General features: G+C 60.7%; 17 protein-coding genes and 1 pseudogene. 9 read left to right on the forward strand and 9 right to left on the reverse strand.

The window, feature by feature from the left end:
* Positions 1 to 79: 79 nt before the first annotated feature.
* Positions 80 to 1042, forward strand: coding sequence for a LysR family transcriptional regulator (locus tag PDR5_RS28630; RefSeq protein ID WP_039765068.1), 963 nt, complete (start codon positions 80 to 82; stop codon positions 1040 to 1042).
* On the opposite strand, the gene PDR5_RS29565 is transcribed toward PDR5_RS28630, so the two are convergent.
* The 3 genes from PDR5_RS29565 to PDR5_RS28645 form a co-directional block, all read right to left on the reverse strand.
* Entirely contained in the window at positions 984 to 1190 is a 207-nt protein-coding gene (locus tag PDR5_RS29565; protein WP_007954251.1) for a PA3496 family putative envelope integrity protein, read from the reverse strand. The genes PDR5_RS28630 and PDR5_RS29565 overlap by 59 nt on opposite strands.
* 108 nt (positions 1191 to 1298) lie before the next feature.
* Positions 1299 to 2165: a transcriptional regulator HexR gene (gene hexR, locus PDR5_RS28640; RefSeq protein ID WP_007954250.1), complete on the reverse strand. Its 867-nt coding sequence runs from the start codon at positions 2163 to 2165 to the stop codon at positions 1299 to 1301.
* A gap of 149 nt (positions 2166 to 2314) precedes the next feature.
* Entirely contained in the window at positions 2315 to 5188 is a 2874-nt protein-coding gene (locus PDR5_RS28645; RefSeq protein WP_064600545.1) for a GGDEF domain-containing phosphodiesterase, read from the reverse strand.
* Between the two features lie 259 nt (positions 5189 to 5447).
* Between PDR5_RS28645 and uvrD the strand changes: the two genes are divergently transcribed.
* The 4 genes from uvrD (at position 5448) to PDR5_RS28665 (ending at position 9725) form a co-directional block, all read left to right on the forward strand.
* Complete coding sequence (gene uvrD / locus PDR5_RS28650; RefSeq protein WP_007954248.1) at positions 5448 to 7631, forward strand: DNA helicase II; 2184 nt, start codon at positions 5448 to 5450, stop codon at positions 7629 to 7631.
* A 53-nt stretch (positions 7632 to 7684) separates the two neighbouring features.
* Positions 7685 to 8125, forward strand: coding sequence for an EamA family transporter (locus tag PDR5_RS28655; RefSeq protein ID WP_064379739.1), 441 nt, complete (start codon positions 7685 to 7687; stop codon positions 8123 to 8125).
* Positions 8126 to 8300: 175 nt separating this feature from the next.
* Positions 8301 to 9179: a Tim44 domain-containing protein gene (locus PDR5_RS28660; RefSeq protein ID WP_039765060.1), complete on the forward strand. Its 879-nt coding sequence runs from the start codon at positions 8301 to 8303 to the stop codon at positions 9177 to 9179.
* 138 nt (positions 9180 to 9317) lie between these two features.
* Positions 9318 to 9725: an SMI1/KNR4 family protein gene (locus PDR5_RS28665; RefSeq protein ID WP_007954245.1), complete on the forward strand. Its 408-nt coding sequence runs from the start codon at positions 9318 to 9320 to the stop codon at positions 9723 to 9725.
* Positions 9726 to 9746: 21 nt separating this feature from the next.
* On the opposite strand, the gene PDR5_RS28670 is transcribed toward PDR5_RS28665, so the two are convergent.
* Complete coding sequence (locus PDR5_RS28670) at positions 9747 to 11510, reverse strand: cation:proton antiporter (protein WP_064379734.1); 1764 nt, start codon at positions 11508 to 11510, stop codon at positions 9747 to 9749.
* 282 nt (positions 11511 to 11792) lie between these two features.
* Here PDR5_RS28670 and PDR5_RS28675 point away from each other — a divergent pair, with 282 nt between their 5' ends.
* Positions 11793 to 12275 carry an acyl-CoA thioesterase gene (locus PDR5_RS28675; RefSeq protein ID WP_003229693.1) on the forward strand — a complete coding sequence of 161 codons (483 nt, stop codon included), beginning with the start codon at positions 11793 to 11795 and terminating at the stop codon, positions 12273 to 12275.
* A 116-nt stretch (positions 12276 to 12391) separates the two neighbouring features.
* Here the strand turns inward: PDR5_RS28675 and pdxY are convergent, their stop codons facing one another.
* Positions 12392 to 13264 carry a pyridoxal kinase PdxY gene (gene pdxY / locus PDR5_RS28680; RefSeq protein WP_039765058.1) on the reverse strand — a complete coding sequence of 291 codons (873 nt, stop codon included), beginning with the start codon at positions 13262 to 13264 and terminating at the stop codon, positions 12392 to 12394.
* Positions 13265 to 13381: 117 nt separating this feature from the next.
* Here pdxY and PDR5_RS28685 point away from each other — a divergent pair, with 117 nt between their 5' ends.
* Complete coding sequence (locus PDR5_RS28685) at positions 13382 to 13795, forward strand: DUF3301 domain-containing protein (protein ID WP_007954242.1); 414 nt, start codon at positions 13382 to 13384, stop codon at positions 13793 to 13795.
* A gap of 1 nt (position 13796) precedes the next feature.
* Here the strand turns inward: PDR5_RS28685 and PDR5_RS28690 are convergent, their stop codons facing one another.
* A complete protein-coding gene (locus tag PDR5_RS28690; protein ID WP_064600987.1) occupies positions 13797 to 14768 on the reverse strand; it encodes a CobW family GTP-binding protein in 972 nt (323 codons plus the stop codon).
* A gap of 25 nt (positions 14769 to 14793) precedes the next feature.
* Between PDR5_RS28690 and PDR5_RS29570 the strand changes: the two are divergent.
* Positions 14794 to 15149 (forward strand): annotated as a pseudogene (locus PDR5_RS29570) (NADH:ubiquinone oxidoreductase).
* A 4-nt stretch (positions 15150 to 15153) separates the two neighbouring features.
* Here the strand turns inward: PDR5_RS29570 and PDR5_RS28695 are convergent.
* Both PDR5_RS28695 and zigA read right to left on the reverse strand, forming a co-directional pair.
* The gene (locus tag PDR5_RS28695) at positions 15154 to 15804 is read right to left on the reverse strand and encodes a DUF1826 domain-containing protein (protein WP_064600547.1); all 651 of its coding nucleotides are present in this window, start codon (positions 15802 to 15804) and stop codon (positions 15154 to 15156) included.
* Positions 15804 to 17009: a zinc metallochaperone GTPase ZigA gene (gene zigA / locus PDR5_RS28700; RefSeq protein WP_064600549.1), complete on the reverse strand. Its 1206-nt coding sequence runs from the start codon at positions 17007 to 17009 to the stop codon at positions 15804 to 15806. Before zigA ends, PDR5_RS28695 begins: the two co-directional genes overlap by 1 nt.
* A gap of 223 nt (positions 17010 to 17232) precedes the next feature.
* On the opposite strand from zigA, the gene PDR5_RS28705 reads away from it, so the two are divergent.
* Positions 17233 to 17607 (forward strand): hypothetical protein, encoded by a 375-nt coding sequence (locus PDR5_RS28705; protein WP_064600551.1) that lies wholly within the window; start codon positions 17233 to 17235, stop codon positions 17605 to 17607.
* On the opposite strand, the gene PDR5_RS28710 is transcribed toward PDR5_RS28705, so the two are convergent.
* The gene (locus PDR5_RS28710; protein WP_064600553.1) at positions 17604 to 18803 is read right to left on the reverse strand and encodes an N-acetylmuramoyl-L-alanine amidase; all 1200 of its coding nucleotides are present in this window, start codon (positions 18801 to 18803) and stop codon (positions 17604 to 17606) included. The genes PDR5_RS28705 and PDR5_RS28710 overlap by 4 nt on opposite strands.
* Between the last annotated feature and the right edge of the window lie 34 nt (positions 18804 to 18837).

Genomic DNA, 18837 nt, shown 5'->3' on the forward strand with positions numbered 1-18837 from the left:
AAAAATGAATAAAAATTGGGTCAGGCATAAGTAAAGACTTATAGTCATCGCATCAGCCAATGGCCAGAGTCGTTAGAAAATGCGTAAGTCCCTGATGCGTATGACATTGCGTCAATTGCAGATCTTCAACGAAGTGTGTGATTTACGTTCCTACAGCCGAGCGGCCGAGGAAATGTCGCTCACGCAACCGGCCGTAAGCCTACAGATTCGTCAGCTCGAAGAGCTGATCGGCCAGCCATTATTCGATTACGTCGGCAAAAAACTCTACATGACCGAGGCCGCCGAAGCACTGCAGCGCGCCAGCCGGGACATCTTCGGCCGCCTGGAAAACCTCGACATGCAGCTGTCGGACATGCAGGGTTCGCTGCAGGGCCAGTTGAAACTGGCGGTGGAATCCAGCGCCAAATACTTCGTGCCGCACCTGTTCGCGGCGTTCAAGCGCCAGCATCCGGAAGTGAACCTGCAACTGACGGTGGTCAACCGTGGCCAGGTGATTCGTCGACTCTCCGACAACCGCGACGATCTGGTGATCATGTCGATGGTGCCGCAGGACATGGGCCTGGAATTCCTGCCGTTCCTCAACAACCCGATCGTTGCCGTGGCGCGTCCCGATCATCCGCTGGCGCACATGGGCCCGCTGCGCTTGCAGGACCTCGAGCCATACACCCTGCTGATCCGCGAACCGGGTTCGGGTACGCGGCTGGCCTGCGAGGAGTATTTCAAGGAGAAGCGCGTGCACTTCACCCAGACCCAGGAAGTGGCGTCGGCCGAGGCCCAGCGTGAATGCGTGGTGGCGGGTCTGGGCCTGGCGCTGTTGACGCGCCACGCCCTGAACCTGGAGCTGGCGACCGGCGGCCTGGTGGAGCTGCCGGTCGAAGAGTTGCCGCTGTTTCGCAGCTGGTGCCTGGTGCAAGCCAAAGCCAAACGGCTGTCACCGGTGGCGCACGCCTTCCTGGCGTTTATCCGCAGCGAACGGGTGCAGATCAGCGCGCTGGTTGAGCGCTTCGACGGGAAGCTGCCGGCGCTGCCTGCCAGTGATTGATGTCCTCGGGAAAATCGCCGATTTCGGCCTGAAGCTGGCGGAGTTCGAAGCGATCTTCGATAGCGCGGCGAAATTCCATGCGGCGCTGGTCTTCCTGCTGACGACGGGTTTTCGCGGCGCTGTTGCGTTCTTCGTAAGGCTGAGCCATTTCGAGTCTCCCAAGGCGATTACGGGAGTTTCACGATAGGCCCGGGGGATGACGGTTTGGCTTCGTCGGGGTTACAGGCAGATGAATATTGCCTGCACCCCACAACAATCAGTCATCCAGCGCTTTCACCGATTTTGGCGACAGCCGCAAGCTGCGCAGACTGCGCTTGACGCTCTTGAGGTGGTTGACCAGGCTCGGCCCGCGCGCCATCGCCACCCCCATCGCCAGCACGTCGATCACCACCAAGTGAGCGATACGCGAAGTCAGCGGCGTGTAGATTTCTGTGTCTTCGTGAACGTCGATCGCCAGGTTGACGGTCGACAACTCGGCCAGCGGTGTCTGGCTCGGGCACAAGGTAATGAGCGACGCACCGCTCTCGCGAACGAGGTTGGCGGTGATCAGCAAATCTTTGGAACGACCGGACTGGGAAATGCAGATCGCCACGTCGGTCGGCTTCAGCGTTACCGCCGACATCGCCTGCATGTGCGGGTCGGAATACGCCGCTGCCGTCAGCAGCAGACGGAAGAACTTGTGCTGCGCATCCGCCGCCACCGCACCCGACGCACCAAAACCATAGAATTCGACGCGCTGGGCCTGGGACATCAGCGTCACCGCCCGTTGCAGCTCAAGAGGATCGAGCTTCTCGCGAACCTCCATCAGCGTGTGCAACGTGGTGTCGAAGATTTTCAGGCTGTAGTCGGCGACGGAATCGTCTTCATGGATCGCGAACTGACCAAAACTGGCGCCGGCCGCGAGACTTTGCGCGAGCTTGAGTTTCAGATCCTGGAAACCGGAGCAACCAATGGCACGGCAGAAGCGCACGATGGTCGGCTCGCTGATGCCGACGCTGTGGGCCAGGTCGGCCATGGAACTGTGCATCACTGCCGCAGGGTCAAGCAGCACGTGGTCGGCGACCTTGAGCTCCGACTTGCGTAACAGGTGACGTGACTGGGCGATGTGTTGCAGCAGATTCAAGGGGCTGGACTCTTGTTATGGAAAGATGTGCTTTGGCCAGATGCCAGGGATGTAGCAAGCTTGTAGTTATACTACATGAATCGGCTTTTTGCCTGCTCAATGCGTAACCGGATCCCCCCGGATCAGGCGACATGCGCTGCATGTAGCCCTTACAGCGGTTTTTCCTGTTCACGCAACAACGCGGCAAGGCCGACCGCCTCCACCGGACGGCTGATCAGATAGCCCTGCACCTCGTCGCAACCTTCAGCCTTCAGAAACGCCAGCTGCTCGGATCGCTCGACTCCTTCGGCGACAACTTTCAGTGACAACCCGTGAGCCATCGCAATGATCGCCCGGGTGATCGCCGCGTCTTCGCTGCCCTCGCCCAACCCGCGAATAAAGGCCTGATCGATCTTCACGTAATCCACCGGAATCCGCTTCAGATAGCTCAGCGATGAATAGCCGGTGCCAAAATCGTCGATGGCCAGTTTCACCCCCAGATCCCGCAACTGCTGGAACGTGGCGATGATGTGTTCGACGCTGTCGAGCAGCTGGCTTTCGGTCAGTTCCAGTTCGAGGTAGTGCGGCGCCAGGCCGGTTTCCTCCAGCACCTGGCGCACCAGACTGACCAGTTTTCCCTGGCGCAGTTGATGAACCGACAGGTTCACCGAAACCCGGATCGGCGCCAGCCCCTGACGCTGCCATTCACACGCCTGCCAGCAGGCCTGACGCAGGACGAATTCGCCGATCGGGCCGATCAGCCCCGTCTCCTCCGCCAGACCGATGAAGTCCCCCGGCGGCACCCGCCCCATGGTCGGATGATCCCAGCGCACCAGCGCTTCCGCCGCGTTGAGACGGCCGGTCCCCAGGCACAGCTTCGGTTGATAGAAGACCTTGAGCTGCTTTTCCTCGATGGCTTTGCGCAGCTGGTTTTCCAGTTGCAGGCGCTCCAGCGTGCTGGCCTGCAGACTATCGGTGTAGAACTGGAAGTTGTTGCCGCCCAGGTGCTTGGCATGTTGCATGGCCATGTTCGACTGGCTGACCAGCGCGGAAATCTCCCGGGCGTTGTCCGGCAGCATGCTGATGCCCATCGAGGCGCTGACTACCAGCTCATGCCCTTCCACGGTCAACGGCAGGCGCAGCTTGCTCGACAGTCGCGTGGCGACCCGCGCCAGGCTCGACAGGTTGCCGTAGGCGTCGAACAGTACCGCGAACTCATCGCCGGACAGCCGGGCGATGGTGTCGGCTTCCGGAAGAGCATTGACCAGACGCCGGGACATCTTTTGCAGCAACTGGTCGGCAATCTCGTGGCCAAGGCTGTCGTTGAGCAGCTTGAAGCGATCCAGATTGATGTGCAGCAACGCCAGACTCCGACGCCCGCCCTGCCGCACGCGCTGATGGGCTTCGTGCAGGCGTTCGCGGAACAGCGAGCGATTGGCCAGGCCAGTGAGTTCATCGTAGTGGGTCAGGTAGCGCATGCGCTCTTCGGATTCGCGGCGCGCCGACAGATCGGCGAAGAAGCCGACGATATGACTGACATTTCCCCGACTGTCGCGCACGGCATTCAATTGCAGCCACTGCGGATACAGCTCGCCGTTCTTGCGGGTTTCCACCAGTTCGCCCTGCCAGCTGCCGTGCTGCTCCAGCGCGTGGCGGATCGCGACGTAGTGTCGGCGGGCATCGCGACTGCACGGCAGTTCCACGACGTTGCGTCCGAGCATGTCGTCGATGTCATATCCGGTGACCCGGCTGAAAGCCTGATTGATGGCGATCAGCGAGTAATTCGGGTCGAGGATCACGATGCCTTCGCTGGCGGCCTCGAACACCGTCGCCGCCAGTTGTTGCTGGGCTTCCAGGCTTTTGCTGACGCTGATGTCGCGGCGGGTGCCGACCATGCGGATGACCCGCCCGTTCTCGTCGCGCTCTACCGCACGGCCTCGGTCTTCGATCCAGACCCAGTGGCCGTCGCCATGGCGCACGCGGTACTCGATCTGATAATCCTCGGTGCGCCCCTTCAAGTGCTCGATCAGCGCGCGCTTGAGCGGCGGCACATCTTCCGGGTGCAGCCTTGGCCGCAGATGCCTGAGCAGCCCGGTGACGTATTGCGGGTCAAGGCCGAACAGTTCCTGAATCTGTGTGTGGTGAACCTCGTCGGTCTGCAGGTTCCAGTCCCACAGCCCCAGCTCACTGGCCTTCAACGCCAGGGCCAGGCGCGCCTCGCTTTTGCTCAGCGCCTGGTTGGCGACGTCCAGCTCTCGGCTGCGCTGGGCGACCCGATCCTCCAGCTCGACCTGCGCCTCGCGCAGCTTGCCCTCGGCGCAACGCCGCTGCTCGATTTCCTTCGCCAGCTCCTGATTGAGCTGTTCGCTGCGGGTTTGCGTTTGTTGCAGGTGCTCGATCAGGTGCTGGTTCTGGAAGCGACGCAGCAAACCGCGATCGATCAACCGGTTGACCTGCCACGCCACCACGCTCAGCGAGCCGAGCAGAATCAGCCCGAGCCAGCCCCAGCCGCGCGCGAGTTCGTCACCGCCCCAGAACAGGTAGCCGATGGCCGGCAGCAGGCACGGCAAGGTAAAGGAAAGGAAGGCCGGAATACTCACGGCGTAAGCCACGCTGGCCGACAGGGTCGCGGCGCCGATCAGGCCGAACACCCAGGCCTGCTGCATGAAGTTGTCGGCCGGGACCAGCGCGATGCCGGCGCCGGCCAGGGTCAGGCCGGTCATGGTCGAGCCGAGCAGAAACATGCGCCCCCAGATCGGCTGGGCCTGGCGATCGGGAATCGCCGAGTCGAACGCGGCGACCTGAATCACCCGCAACGCCACCAGCGACAACAGCCACACCAGCCAGACGCTGACCACGAAGTAACGCTGCGGGCTCCAGAGCAGAGCGGCGCAGACCAGACCGTTGATCAACATGAACAGGGTGGGCAACAGCGAACCCTGATAAAGAAGGCGCGTGCGCTCGACCGCCATCTGGGTGGCGTAAAGCTTGCGGATCACCCGAGGCTCCACGGAGGGGCCCGACAGGTCGAAGCTGAGGGTCATAGGCAACGTTCTTGTTCTTATAAGTGTGAGCATGCGCCCGGAAACGTGGACGGAGCATACACAAGCCGAACCACTTGCCAAACTGCCCCAGATCATAATTTCACCGAAACTTTTCCACCGCCCAGCCCCCACCAAAGCCCTGAGCTCAGGCGGGCCAACGCCTGTAGCCGGTGACCGACCGGTCGTCATCGGCAGCACTTTCATCGGCTAATGCAAAGCTCGGTTTGCCCGGGCCTGCGGCGCACCCTAGAATGCCCCGATGCGCGATGATCTCTCCCTTCTGCTGAACTCCCTCAACGATGCCCAACGCCAGGCCGTAGCGGCTCCCGTTGGTCGTCAATTGGTCCTGGCCGGTGCCGGCTCCGGCAAAACCCGAGTGCTGGTGCACCGTATCGCCTGGTTGATCCAGGTCGAGAACGCCTCGCCCCACTCGATTCTGTCGGTGACCTTCACCAACAAGGCCGCTGCCGAGATGCGTCACCGCATCGAGCAATTGCTGGGCATCAATCCGGCCGGCATGTGGGTCGGCACCTTCCACGGCCTGGCGCACCGCCTGCTGCGGGCGCACTGGCAGGAAGCCGGGTTGAGCCAGACCTTCCAGATTCTCGACAGCGACGACCAGCAACGGCTGGTCAAGCGGGTGATCCGCGAGCTGGGGCTGGACGAGCAACGCTGGCCGGCCCGTCAGGCCCAATGGTTCATCAACGGGCAGAAAGACGAAGGTCTGCGTCCGCAACACATTCAAGCCAGCGGCGATCTGTTCCTGGCCACCATGCGCGGCATTTATGAAGCCTACGAGGCGGCATGCCAGCGGGCCGGCGTCATCGATTTCTCCGAACTGCTGCTGCGCGCCCTCGACCTGTGGCGCGACCACCCGGGCCTGCTGGCGCACTACCAGAAGCGTTTCCGACACATTCTGGTGGACGAATTCCAGGACACCAACGCCGTGCAGTACGCCTGGTTGCGTCTGCTGGGCAAGGGCGGCGACAGCCTGATGGTGGTCGGCGACGACGATCAGTCGATCTACGGCTGGCGCGGCGCGAAAATCGAGAACATCCACCAGTACTCTTCCGACTTCCCGGATTCGGTGACCATCCGTCTGGAGCAGAACTACCGCTCCACGGCCGGCATCCTGAAAGCCGCCAACGCCCTGATCGCCAACAACACCGGGCGTCTGGGCAAAGAGCTGTGGACCGATGGTGGCGACGGCGAAGCGATCAACCTCTACGCCGCGTTCAACGAACACGATGAAGCGCGCTATGTTGTCGAAACCATCGAAAGCGCGCTGAAAACCGGCCTGGCTCGCAGCGATATCGCGATTCTCTACCGCTCCAACGCCCAATCGCGCGTTCTTGAAGAAGCCTTGCTGCGTGAACGCATTCCGTACCGCATCTACGGCGGCCAGCGCTTCTTCGAGCGGGCGGAGATCAAGAACGCCATGGCTTACCTGCGCTTGCTGGAAGGTCGCGGCAACGATGCAGCGCTGGAACGGGTGATCAACGTCCCGGCGCGTGGTATCGGCGAAAAAACCGTCGAAGCGATCCGCGACCATGCACGCCACAGCGATGTGTCGATGTGGGAAGCCATGCGCCAGCTGGTGGCCAATAAAGGTCTGACCGGTCGCGCCGCCGGTGCACTCGGTGCGTTTATCGAGCTGATCGAGAACCTCGCCGCCAAGTGCGCCGAGATGCCGTTGCACCTGATGACCCAGACCGTCATCGAGCAATCCGGACTGATCGCCTACCACGAAGCGGAAAAAGGCGAGAAAGGCCAGGCCCGGGTAGAAAACCTTGAGGAACTGGTCAGCGCCGCGCGCAACTTCGAGAACACCGAAGAAGACGAAGAGCTGACGCCACTGGCAGCGTTCCTCGGCCACGCTTCGCTGGAGGCCGGCGACACTCAGGCCGACGAGCACGAAGACAGCATTCAGTTGATGACCCTGCACAGCGCCAAGGGCCTGGAATTCCCTTACGTGTTCCTGGTGGGCATGGAAGAAGGCCTGTTCCCGCACAAGATGAGCCTGGAAGAGCCTGGACGCCTTGAGGAAGAACGGCGTCTGGCCTATGTCGGCATTACCCGGGCGATGCAGAACCTGGTCATGACCTATGCTGAAACCCGGCGCTTGTACGGCAGCGAAACCTACAACAAGGTGTCGCGTTTCGTACGGGAAGTACCGAAAGGCCTGATTCAGGAAGTACGCCTGTCCAACAGCGTCAGCCGACCGTTCGGCGGCAACCAGTCGATGGGCGGCAGCAACCTGTTCAGCGGCAGCGAAATTCCGGAAACCGGCCTGAGCCTTGGCCAGGCTGTCCGTCACTCGATCTTCGGCGACGGTGTGATCCTCAACTTCGAAGGCGCTGGCGCCCAGGCCCGGGTGCAGGTGAACTTCGCCGAAGGCAGCAAGTGGCTGATGCTCGGGTACGCGAAGCTGGAAGCCATATAAGTCAACGTTCGTTCCCGCGCCCGGCGCGGGAACGAACACTGGAGGCAACATCCATGGGCTCGGGCTTCTTTTCCTCCTGGACGTTCTGGGCCCTGCTCTCGGCTACTTTCGCCGCGCTGACGGCCATCTTCGCCAAGATCGGCATCGAAAACGTCAACTCCGACTTCGCCACCCTCCTGCGCACAATCGTCGTATTGGTCAGTCTGGCCTTGATTTTGTACGCCACGGGCCAATATCAGTCCTTGGGATCGATCTCCGCCAAGAGCTACCTGTTCCTGTTGTTGTCGGGCCTAGGTACCGGCGCTTCATGGTTGTGCTACTTCCGGGCGTTGAAAGTCGGCCCGGCATCGCTGGTCGCCCCGGTGGACAAGCTCAGCGTGGTCTTCGTGGCGGTGCTCGGGGTGATCCTGCTGGGCGAGAAACTCGACCTGCGCCAGTGGGGCGGCATCGGCCTGATCACCGCCGGTGTGGTGATGCTGGCCTTGCGGCGCTGATCCATTTCCTGCTGAACCTATCTCCTTTTCCTACAGACAAAAGTACATGGCCTTATTGCCCCGACCGAGCTGAACGTAACCTGTCAGGCAAAAGCCCGAAACACTCTCTCGCTAGCCAGTAACACTTCAGCTGTGCAACATGGCGCGCGTGTCTCCACAAACGGGAATTCCCTTTATGAAACGTTTTCTTAGCATCGCCATGGCGTTGTGCATCGGCCTGACGATGAGCCTCGACGCCAACGCCAAGCGCTTTGGTGGTGGCAAAAGCGCCGGCGCTGCGCCGACGCACCAGACCAGCCAGATGGCTCCTTCTTCCCCAGGCATGGGCGGCGCTGCGGCGACCGCTGGTGCTGCCGGTGCCGCGGGCGCTGCGGCCAAGGCCGGCGGCGCTTCGAAATGGCTCGGCCCTCTGGCCGGCATCGCGGCCGGTGGCCTGCTCGCTTCCATGTTCATGGGCGGCGGCTTCGAAGGCATGCAGTTCTTCGACATCCTGATCATGGCCGTGATCGCGTTCGTGATCTTCCGCTTTATCGCCGCCCGTCGCCGCAAGCAGCAGGAGCAGTTCGCTCCGGCCGGCGCGCCGATGCAGCGTGAAGTGTTCGAACAGAAACCAGCTGCGATGGGTTCGATCTTCGGTGGTTCGGCCGCGCCTGCTGCCGCCCGTCCGGTGATCAACGCACCGGCCTGGTTCAACGAACAGCGCTTCCTTGAAGCCGCCCGCAGCCACTTCCAGGCGCTGCAGCAGCACTGGGACGCCAACGAAATGGACAAGATCGCCGAGTTCGTGACTCCGCAAATGTTCGAGTTCCTCAAGCGCGAGCGCGCGGAACTGGGCGATGCCTTCCAGTCCACCTTCATCGACAACCTTCAGGTACAACTGGATGGCGTGGATGACCGTGCGGACAAGACCATCGCCACCCTGACCTTCAACGGCGTGTCGAAGACCTCGCGTTTCGACCAGCAGGGCGAAGTGTTCAGCGAAAGCTGGAACATGGAACGTCCACAGGGCGACAACCAGCCTTGGCTGGTCGCCGGTATCCGCCAGAACGGCTGATCACCTCCGACGTTTTACGCGCAGTAATGAAAACCCCGGCCTCGGCCGGGGTTTTCTATTTCGCGGTTGCATCTATAGCGAGCTACTGTATAAACCGCCCCATATAAACCGCGCCATTCAAGCAAGAGGATCCCGGACGTGGAAGAAATCATCGAACAACTGCGCGAAGCCAACGAACCCGTACCGGTTCCTTTGGAATTGCCTGACGAAGACCAGTTGGTGGAAATCGAAGAAGAACTCTTCATCAACATCCCGTTCGTCTTCAAAGAGTTTCTGCTGACCGTCAGCGACGTGGTTTACGGCAGCCTGGAGCCGGTGACCGTCACCGACCCGCAATCCCACACCTACCTGCCGGACGTCGCCGCCAACGCCTGGGATGCCGGCGTGCCGCGCGACCTGATCCCGATCTGCCAGGACGGTGACGACTACTACTGCGTCGAAGAAGACGGCACCGTGGTGCTGTGGTCGGGCGAAGAAGAACTGATCACCGAAGAGTCCTGGGAATCAGTCTGGCACTGGGCGCGGGACGTCTGGCTGGAAAGCTGAAACGCCCCGCACCATGGGTGGTCAGTGCCCCGACGGCTCCTTGTGGTTGTCGAGGGTTTCCAGCAAGGCCACCTGCATCCGCGTGTGCACCCGGATGAACCAGCGCCAGAGCAGCGCCGCCACGGCGGCAGCGACCACGGCGATCAGCACCAGCAACTTGTTGGTCGGCAAGATACTGGCCGACAAGGCTGCCAGCAGCAGGAAAATCACCAGCAGCGAGATGATCGGGATCACTTCGGCGATCACCCGGCGCACTCGCTGCGTGTGACGCCCGGCCATTTCCGGCTTCACGCCCATCTCCGCCAGCAGCATCGACAGCGCCTTGAGCTTGCGATAGGCCGCGATCAGGAACGGCAGCGACACCAGCAACGCCCCGCCCCAGATCAACGCTTTCTGCCAGCTAGGATCACTGATCCAGTCCTGCATCCAGATCGAGAGGCGCCCGGCAAAGAAAGCCCCGGCAAAGAAGATCGCGATCACCAACGCCAGATTGACCCCGACCTGCAGCAGGATTCGCCGGATCATCGAGGCCAGCATCGCGCCCTCACCTTGCGGCTGAATGCTGCGTAGCCACTCGCCGTACATCCCGAACACTCGACCGAGGCGTTGCGGCATGGCGGCGGACAGCTTGATCGACAGCGGATCGGCAGCCCGAATCAGGTACGGCGTCAGCAACGTGGTAATCACCGAAACCGCCACGGCCACCGGATAGAGAAAGTTGCTGGTGACCTGCAGGGTCATCCCCAGCGCCGCGATGATGAAGGAGAATTCGCCAATCTGCGAAAGCCCCATCCCGACCCGCAGTGAGGTTCGCCCGTCATTGCCGGCGATAAACGCACCGAGCCCGCACGACAGCATCTTGCCCAGCACCACGGCGACCGTGATCACCGCGATCGGCCACGCATACTGCAGCAGGATCATCGGGTCGAGCATCAGGCCGATAGCGACGAAGAAGATTGCGCTGAAGAGGTCGCGAACCGGCTCGATCAGGCGCTCGATTTTCAGCAGTTGCCGCGACTCGGCCATGATCGCGCCGATCAGGAACGCCCCCAGCACCATGCTGTACTCAAGCTTGACCACCAACAGGCAGAAACCGAAACACAGGCCCAGCACCGTAATCAGCAGCATCTCGTTGCTTTCGAATTTGGCGACGTAAGCCAATAGACGCGGCACCAGCAGGATGCCGACCACCAGGGCGACAATCATGAACAGCGAGAGCTTGCCGACCGTGGAAAACACTTCGCCGGAACTCACCGTGCCGCTGACGGCGATGCTCGACAACAAGGCGATGATGCCAATGCCGAGAATGTCCTCGACGATCAGCACACCGAAGATTAGCTGCGCGAAGCGCTCGTTTTTCATCTTCAGGTCGTTGAGCGCCTTGACGATGATGGTGGTCGAGGAAATCGCCAGGATCGCGCCGAGGAACAGCGAATCCATGGTGTTCCAGTCGAACCAGCGGCCGATTTCGTAACCGATCCAGATCATCAGGACAATCTCGAGGAATGCCGCGATGAATGCCGTGGCACCGACCTTGAACAGCTTGCGCAGGCTGAACTCCAGGCCCAGGCAGAACATCAGGAAAATCACCCCCAGCTCGGCGAGGGTCTTGATGGTTTCTTCGTCGTGGATCAGGCCGAACGGCGGTGTATGCGGGCCGATGATGAAACCGGCGACGATGTAGCCGAGCACTACCGGCTGCTTGAAGCGATGGAACAGCACGGTCACCACACCTGCGACCAACATGATCACCGCCAGATCCTGAATAAAGCTGATGGCATGCATGGTGTGGGCTCCTTGAATGACGAGGCTCACGCAGGCATCGGAAATGTCTGGGTGAGCTGAGTAAAAATCCGCTTTGGGTGTAGGAATCGCCCTTGGGGAGGGGCTTTTGCAGGGTAACACCGCGACTTCCGGCTGAAAGGCGGTGCAATATATGGAAACAGATCGATTCGGGCGTGACGGCGGCCAGTTGCCTGGCGTCCCGATAACGGTGCTTTTGAAAAGCGACCAGGCACCCGCAGAGGTGTTTCTTCCAGCAACCCTGCCTTGACCCGTGAGAACGTTATGGAACCCGGAAACGCCCAGCTGTCGATGACGGTACTGATGACCCCCGACATGGCCAACTTCTCTGGCAATGTCCACGGCGGCACCCTGCTCAAATACCTCGACGAAGTGGCCTACGCCTGCGCCAGCCGTTATGCCGGCCGCTACGTGGTGACCCTGTCGGTGGATCAGGTGATTTTCCGCGAGCCGATCCATGTAGGCGAACTGGTGACCTTCCTGGCGTCGGTGAACTACACCGGCAACACCTCGATGGAAGTCGGCATCAAAGTGGTGACCGAGAACATCCGCGAGCGCTCGGTGCGCCACACCAACAGCTGCTTCTTCACCATGGTCGCGGTGGACGATCAGCGCAAACCCGCCGCCGTACCGCCGCTGCAACCGCAGAACAGCGAAGACAAGCGCCGCTACATGCAGGCGCAGCAGCGCCGGCAGATCCGTCAGGAGCTGGAAAAGCGCTATCAGGAAATCAAGGGCGACGCCTGATCAACCCTTCGATCTACGGCGCTCTGTAGATAGCTTTCGCGAGCAAGCCCGCTCCCACATTCGGAATGCGTTCCCCCTGTGGGAGCGGGCTTGCTCGCGAATGGGACGACGCGGTCTTACAGGCTGATCGGCGTGGCCTCGAATTTCACCCGCGGATGCGCAATCCGGTCCTGCGCCCGCACAAGTTGCAGCTCGTAACTGGCGCAGGCCTGGGTTTCCAGGAGCACTTCATGAACCGCTGCTGCGGTGAATTCAAAAGCCGCCACCAGGCTGTCACCGAGCAGCACTCTCGCCAGGAACAGACCGGACGTCAGATCGCCCACCCCCACCGGCTGACGCGGAAACGCCAGCAGCGGACGCCGCAGATGCCAGCTGCCCTCGGCCGTCACCAGCAACATTTCAAAGCCATCCGCCGGTTTGCCCGGATAATCCAGATGCTTGACCAGCACCGCTTTCGGCCCACGCGCCAGAAGCGCCCGCGCCATCGCCAGGCAATCGAACAGCGACTGCGGCTTGCGCCCGGAGAAGCTGTCCAGCTCCAACTGGTTCGGGCACATGAAATCCGCAACGGCAGCGGCCTCCTCCAGCAGGAAGTCACTGACTTCAGCAGGAACGCTGCAGCCCTTTTCCGGATGCCCCATCACCGGGTCGCACAGATAAAGGGCTTTCGGGTTGGCCGCCTTGATCCGCTCGATACCACTGAGAATCGCCCGCCCCTGCGCCGCACTGCCGAGATAACCTGACAGCACCGCATCACAATTGCCCAGCTCACCGATAGCGGCGATGCCTTCGACCAGTTCGGGGATCCGGTGCGGCGCCAGCACTTCGCCGGCCCACTGGCCGTACTGCGTGTGGTTGGAGAACTGCACCGTATTGAGCGGCCAGACATTCACCCCGACCCGCTGCATCGGAAAAACCGCAGCGCTGTTGCCGGCGTGGCCGAACACCACATGGGACTGGATGGCGAGCAGATGAGGCGTACGTTTCATTCGGGTTTTTCCGTAAAACGATTGAAATTCAAGCCGCGCAGTATGCGACGAAACGCAGCCTGTACGACAGACCGGCGACGCAGTTAAGCTGACGCCATCATTTGGAGTTTCGTGTTGATGCTCACCCTGGAAAACATTTTCGTGCTGATGCTGTTCGCCGTCGCCGGTGCGTGGCTCTGGCACAACCACGGCTTGCGCGAGCGGGCGCTGGAGCGGGTTAAACAGCATTGCGTGAATGTCGGCGTCGAGCTGCTCGACGGTAACGTGGCGCTGAAGAAGATCGGCCTGATCAAGGACGCCAGCGGTCGGCGACGTCTGGCCCGGGTCTACAATTTCGAATTTACCGTGACCGGCGAAACCCGACATAACGGCACGATCACCCAGTTCGGTGCGCACAGCGCGCAGATTGAACTGGCGCCCTACCCGGCACCGTTCGATGACACACCACCCGTGGTGGAGGTGACAAAACCGCGTGGTGAAGTGATCGAGCTGAGCCAGTGGCGTCAGGAGCACACCAAGTGGAAGCCTTGAATCAGCTCGCCTGAAGCCGACACCGGGCCAGCCCGGCCTGTAATTCACCGACCGCTTGCGGCTCGTCGAAAATCAGCTCGATCCGGGAATCCGTGCGCCATTCACTGGGCAGCCAGCTGAGCTCGGCATTGTCCAGCGCATTGGCTGACTGCCAGCCGACCGGGCTGTGAATCACCAGTTTGGCCCGGCGCCAGTTCAGGCTTTTCAGCCATTGGGTTATCCCCGACACATCGAACACCTGGCTCGGATGCCAGCGCCAACCGATGCTCCAGCCACCCTCCTGCGCCTGACTCAGGCAGATCGGCAACGCCGGATCGCTCCAGATGGCCGGGATTTGTGCCAGCCCCTGAGGCACGACCAACTTATCAACACCTGCCTGCGCCTGTACGGCCAGCCCCGGCAGCTCGCTGAGCGACAACATCGCCTGTTGCGTCCAGATCAGTCTGACAGGCGGCAACTGTCGGGTGATTCGCTTACGCGTGGGCTCGTCGAGGTTTTCTGCCTTGTTCAATAGCAGCAGACCCGCACTGGACAAAGTTTCCTGCTGCGCGTCCGGCAGCGGTTTGCCCGCGGCAAGGGCCTGGGCGTCCAGCACCAGCAAGCAAGGTTGTACGGCGAGTACGCCTTGCCACGGCGCCTCGTTCAGCTGCTTCAGCAACTGCGCCGGATGCCCGAGCCCCGAGGGCTCGATGAACAAGCGATCCGGCCGTGCCTTGCGCAACAATCGCCCCAGACCGATCTGGAACGGCGCACCGTTCACACAACACAAACAGCCCCCGGCCACTTCGCCCAGTGCGATACCATCGGCGTCGCGGGTCAGCAGCGCCGCGTCGAGCCCGATCTGGCCGAACTCGTTGATCAGCACCGCCCAGCGCTCGCCCGCCGGTCGCTGGGCCATGAGCTGGCGGATCAGGCTGGTCTTGCCCGCACCCAAGGGGCCGGCGATGACGTGAGTGGGAATGTTCTGCAACATGTTCAAGGTTTTCTGGAGGTCGAAGATGCGGTGGATGGGATGGTCGTTGCTGCTGACGCTGGTGTCGAGCGAGGCTTTGGCACAGGCCTGCGTGGTGCACAGCCAGGCGGAGCGGCTCGACGTGAAAGTCTGCCAGCAGAACCGCAACATCCCGGAAAAACTGTTCAACGACGGCTTCTGCCAGCCGACCCTGGCCGGGCAAAAAGTCGAGGTTCAATACGTCGACCAGTGCCCCGCTGGCGCGTTCGGCGTGTGCAGCAACGCGCAAGTCGCCAATATGCCTTATCGCCAGAATATCCACTATTACGGCATAGCCACCGATGCGGCGTATTTGCAGCCCTATTGCGAGGGCCAGAGCCGGGGAAGTGGCTCAAGCCCTGAGGCGCTATCCGAGCCAGTCGAGGGTCAGCATCAGTCGCCGCTCTCCCGGCGTCGGTTGTGGCGAGCGATGGATCAGGCCGAAACCTTCGTTGCCGTGCCATTTTTCGCCCTTGAGCAATGCCACTTCGCCCCGATTCAATTGCTGAATCCGTGACGTCTCCTGGGGCTCGGCTTGCGGTTGTCCCAGTTGCCGACGGTCCATCTGCCCTTCCCTTAACCATTCACTGCCGACACCGGCGTACGTGGTGATCAACCGCACCGGCACATGATCGACGTGAAAACGCGGACACATGGCCTTGTCCAATACCCGCAGGCGCAAGCCGATTCGCCGCGCGCCCAGCAGGCAGGCGAAGGCGCTGACCAACCATTTCAGATCGGTGATAAACCCTTCGTAGCCCTCCAGGTCGCGAAAACCGCCGGCCAGTCCCGTGAGATCCGGTTCTGCGTCTTCGTCCGGCAATTCCAGGCACAGTGCCTCGGCGTAGGGTTCGTTCAGAGACAACAACAAGTCCGCAAACTCGGCAATGTGCAGCGGAAGCTGGCGTTGCCAGACCGCGAGGTTGGTCTCATCGTCAAGAATGTCCGCCAGCGCCTGCGGGGTCTGGCCGAACGATTGATGACGTGTACTGCTTGGCAGCGGTTTCAGGGCGAGCATCAGGCCACCTCTTCGTGCCAGGAGCCAAACGGATCGCGCAGTTGTAGCCAGCCTTGAGTACCGAGCGCCATTTCATCATCGGTCAGCAGGCAATCATCCAGTTCCGACGACAGCTGTGCGAAATCGATGTTCTGCCCGATAAACACCAGCTCCTGACGACAATCGCCTACGCTGGCGATCCAGTTTTCCATGATCGCGGCGGTACTTTCCTGATCCTGCGGCCACTGTTCTTTTGGCACGAAGCGCCACCAGCGCCCGGCGAAACCATGGCGCATCAGCCCTCCTGCCTGGGACCAGCTACCGGCGTCGGTGGGTTTGCTGGCCAGCCAGAAGAAGCCTTTGGAGCGCAGCAGTTTGCCGTTAACCCAAGGACGATCAATGAAGTCGAAGAAGCGCTGCGGATGAAAGGGCCGACGCGCCCGATAGGCCGTGGATGCGATGCCGTACTCCTCGGTTTCTGGCACATGTTCGCCACGCAATTCCTGCAACCAGCCCGGGGCCTGGGCGGCTTTTTCGAAGTCGAAACGACCGGTATTGAGAATTTTCTCCAGCGGTACCTCACCCATGACCATCGGAATGATCTCGGCCTGAGTGTTGAGGCGTCTGAGAATGGCCATCAGCTCTTCCCGCTCGCGACTGCTGATCAGGTCGATCTTGCTGATCAGCAGGACGTCGGCGAATTCGATCTGTTCGATCAACAGGTCGGTGATCGAGCGCTCATCTTCTTCACCGAGGAATTCGCCACGGGAGGCGAGATTTTCGGCGGCCTGGTAGTTCGGCAGGAAGTTCATGCCGTCGACTACAGTGACCATGGTGTCGAGGCGTGCGATGTCGGCGAGGCTTTGCCCCTGCTCATCACGGAAGGTGAATGTCTCGGCCACGGGTAACGGCTCGGAGATTCCGGTGGACTCGATCAGCAAATAGTCGAAGCGGCCTTCGCGGGCCAACTGACTGACCTCTTCCAGAAGGTCTTCACGTAACGTACAGCAGATACAGCCATTGCTCATTTCGACGAGCTTCTCTTCAGCACGGTTCAGGCTGACATCACGCTGGACTTCGCTGCCATCGATGTTGATCTCGCTCATATCGTTGACGATAACGGCGACGCGCAAATCATCTCTGTTACGTAGTACGTAATTCAAAAGTGTACTTTTTCCGGCGCCGAGAAAGCCGGACAAAACGGTCACGGGAAGTCGGGAAGACATTGGATAAACCTCATCAGACGGTCGCTAAACAGCGCTGGAGGCTTTCGGGGCGAGCGTTCTTGGGCTTCGATGGGGTCACCAAGGAAACGGACGCTTGAAATTGAAGCCACGGAAAGCCTTGTCCGATTAATGTTATAGTATAACAACAAAATCAATCCACTCTCTTCTTGCCCAAAGTGACAAAGGGCCGGAAGCTGTAATCAGGTCGTCGCCGAGTTACGTCATGAAAACCGCGTTGAAATACTCGTTTATCTGGCTGGCATTGCTGACGCTGAATGCCGAAGCACAAGTGCCGGGGCTCGCCAATTGCACGCGCAGCGCAAACCTTTTGGCGTGCATCGATGGCAACGGCAACGCCTACAGCGTCAACACCGTCGGCAGCACGATTTACCTGCGCGGATTTGAAAAAGCGGGAAACCGCTACTGGGCACAAACCAACAGCCGCTACGGGCAACTGACGTTCTTCACCGGCATCGCTTCCGATGGGGAAGCCTGGGTTGGCTACAACCGGCGCGTGGGCTGGACGACAATCAATCGGTTCTCCAGCTCCGGCGGCAGCAGCGCAAAGTTCACCTGCAGCCGGATCACCGGCTGTTAAACCCGCGATCCTTTCTGCTCTTGCTGCCAGGCCATGTAGCTGTCGACAGGTGGATTCTTCTGGAAATAGCGCTGCAAGCCCTCAAACAAACCGTCTGCTACGGCCTGCTGGTGACGCGCGGTCACCAGACGCTGACTGTCCCGCGCGTTAGAAATGAACCCGGTTTCCACCAGGATTGACGGCACATCCGGCGATTTCAGAACGGCAAATCCAGCCTGTTCCACGCGCTTTTGGTGCAGCGTAGTGATGCCAGCCAGACTGCCCAGCACTGTGCTTCCGAGTTGCAGACTGGCAGCGATGGTTGCGTTCATCGACATGTCGAGGATCACGCCAGCGAGCATCGGATCCTTGTCCTTGAGATTGAGCAGGCTGGTGGCGCCAAGCAGATCCACACCGTTCTCACGCTGCGCCATGAACCGCGCTGTAGCAGAAGTTGCACCTCCTTCGGATAGGCAATACACCGACGCGCCAGAGGCGGTCAGACGCGGCGCAGCATCGGCGTGCACCGAGATGAACATGTCGGCTTTGTGCTGACGCGCGATCTCCACACGCTTGCGTAACGGGACGAAGAAATCGTCGTTGCGAACCAGCTTCACATCAAAGCCTTTCTCTCGCTTAAGCCGACGTGCAAGCAATTGCGCGATGGACAGCACCACATCCTTTTCGCGCTCGCCTTTGGCGCCAATGGCACCCGGGTCTTTTCCGCCGTGCCCTGGGTCGACCACCACCATGATGTCGCGCTTGGGGTGAGATTTTTCCTGGGGTGTTTCACGTGGAACGCTTGCCGGGAGCCCTGCTGAAGCAGTCATCAAGTCCAAAACCAAGCGATGTCCTTGCCCATCCTGAGGCGCCAGCAAGAATGAATTGAGCTGAACCGGACTGCTTAAATCCAGCACGATCCGGGTGTTCCCTTGGCCAAAATGGCCGGAGCGAATCGAATGAATAGGGGTGCCGGATAAGGCCAACTGGCTGAAATCTCCATTCAGGCTGGCACCGCTCAAATCGATGATCAACCGCTCCGGCGCACTCAAGGTGAATGTCTTGTAGCTCACGGGACCACTCAGATCGAATACCAGCCGAAGCTTGTCATCCGAACGCCAAAGCCGCGCATTGCGTATCTGCGTAGCGGAAACCGGAAAAGGCAAAACAAAGGCCGCGCTGGCCAGCATCAGGTTGAGCAAGTGGCGTCTGTGCATATGAAAGCCTGTTCATGAAAAAGGCATCGTGGTT

Source organism: Pseudomonas sp. DR 5-09 (genome assembly GCF_001655595.1).
Classification (GTDB): Bacteria; Pseudomonadota; Gammaproteobacteria; order Pseudomonadales; family Pseudomonadaceae; genus Aquipseudomonas; species Aquipseudomonas pharyngis.

Excerpts from the sequence above, each read along its gene's own strand:
- PDR5_RS29565 (WP_007954251.1), bottom strand. The coding sequence starts at position 1,190 with ATGGCTCAGCCTTACGAAGAACGCAACAGCGCCGCGAAAACCCGTCGT.
- PDR5_RS28670 (WP_064379734.1), bottom strand. The coding sequence starts at position 11,510 with ATGCATGCCATCAGCTTTATTCAGGATCTGGCGGTGATCATGTTGGTC.
- PDR5_RS28645 (WP_064600545.1), bottom strand. The coding sequence starts at position 5,188 with ATGACCCTCAGCTTCGACCTGTCGGGCCCCTCCGTGGAGCCTCGGGTG.
- PDR5_RS28685 (WP_007954242.1), top strand. The coding sequence starts at position 13,382 with ATGCTCACCCTGGAAAACATTTTCGTGCTGATGCTGTTCGCCGTCGCC.
- PDR5_RS28705 (WP_064600551.1), top strand. The coding sequence starts at position 17,233 with ATGAAAACCGCGTTGAAATACTCGTTTATCTGGCTGGCATTGCTGACG.
- PDR5_RS28655 (WP_064379739.1), top strand. The coding sequence starts at position 7,685 with ATGGGCTCGGGCTTCTTTTCCTCCTGGACGTTCTGGGCCCTGCTCTCG.
- uvrD (WP_007954248.1), top strand. The coding sequence starts at position 5,448 with ATGCGCGATGATCTCTCCCTTCTGCTGAACTCCCTCAACGATGCCCAA.
- pdxY (WP_039765058.1), bottom strand. The coding sequence starts at position 13,264 with ATGAAACGTACGCCTCATCTGCTCGCCATCCAGTCCCATGTGGTGTTC.
- PDR5_RS28710 (WP_064600553.1), bottom strand. The coding sequence starts at position 18,803 with ATGCACAGACGCCACTTGCTCAACCTGATGCTGGCCAGCGCGGCCTTT.
- PDR5_RS28675 (WP_003229693.1), top strand. The coding sequence starts at position 11,793 with ATGGAACCCGGAAACGCCCAGCTGTCGATGACGGTACTGATGACCCCC.
- PDR5_RS28630 (WP_039765068.1), top strand. The coding sequence starts at position 80 with ATGCGTAAGTCCCTGATGCGTATGACATTGCGTCAATTGCAGATCTTC.
- PDR5_RS28660 (WP_039765060.1), top strand. The coding sequence starts at position 8,301 with ATGAAACGTTTTCTTAGCATCGCCATGGCGTTGTGCATCGGCCTGACG.
- PDR5_RS28690 (WP_064600987.1), bottom strand. The coding sequence starts at position 14,768 with ATGTTGCAGAACATTCCCACTCACGTCATCGCCGGCCCCTTGGGTGCG.
- zigA (WP_064600549.1), bottom strand. The coding sequence starts at position 17,009 with ATGTCTTCCCGACTTCCCGTGACCGTTTTGTCCGGCTTTCTCGGCGCC.
- PDR5_RS28695 (WP_064600547.1), bottom strand. The coding sequence starts at position 15,804 with ATGCTCGCCCTGAAACCGCTGCCAAGCAGTACACGTCATCAATCGTTC.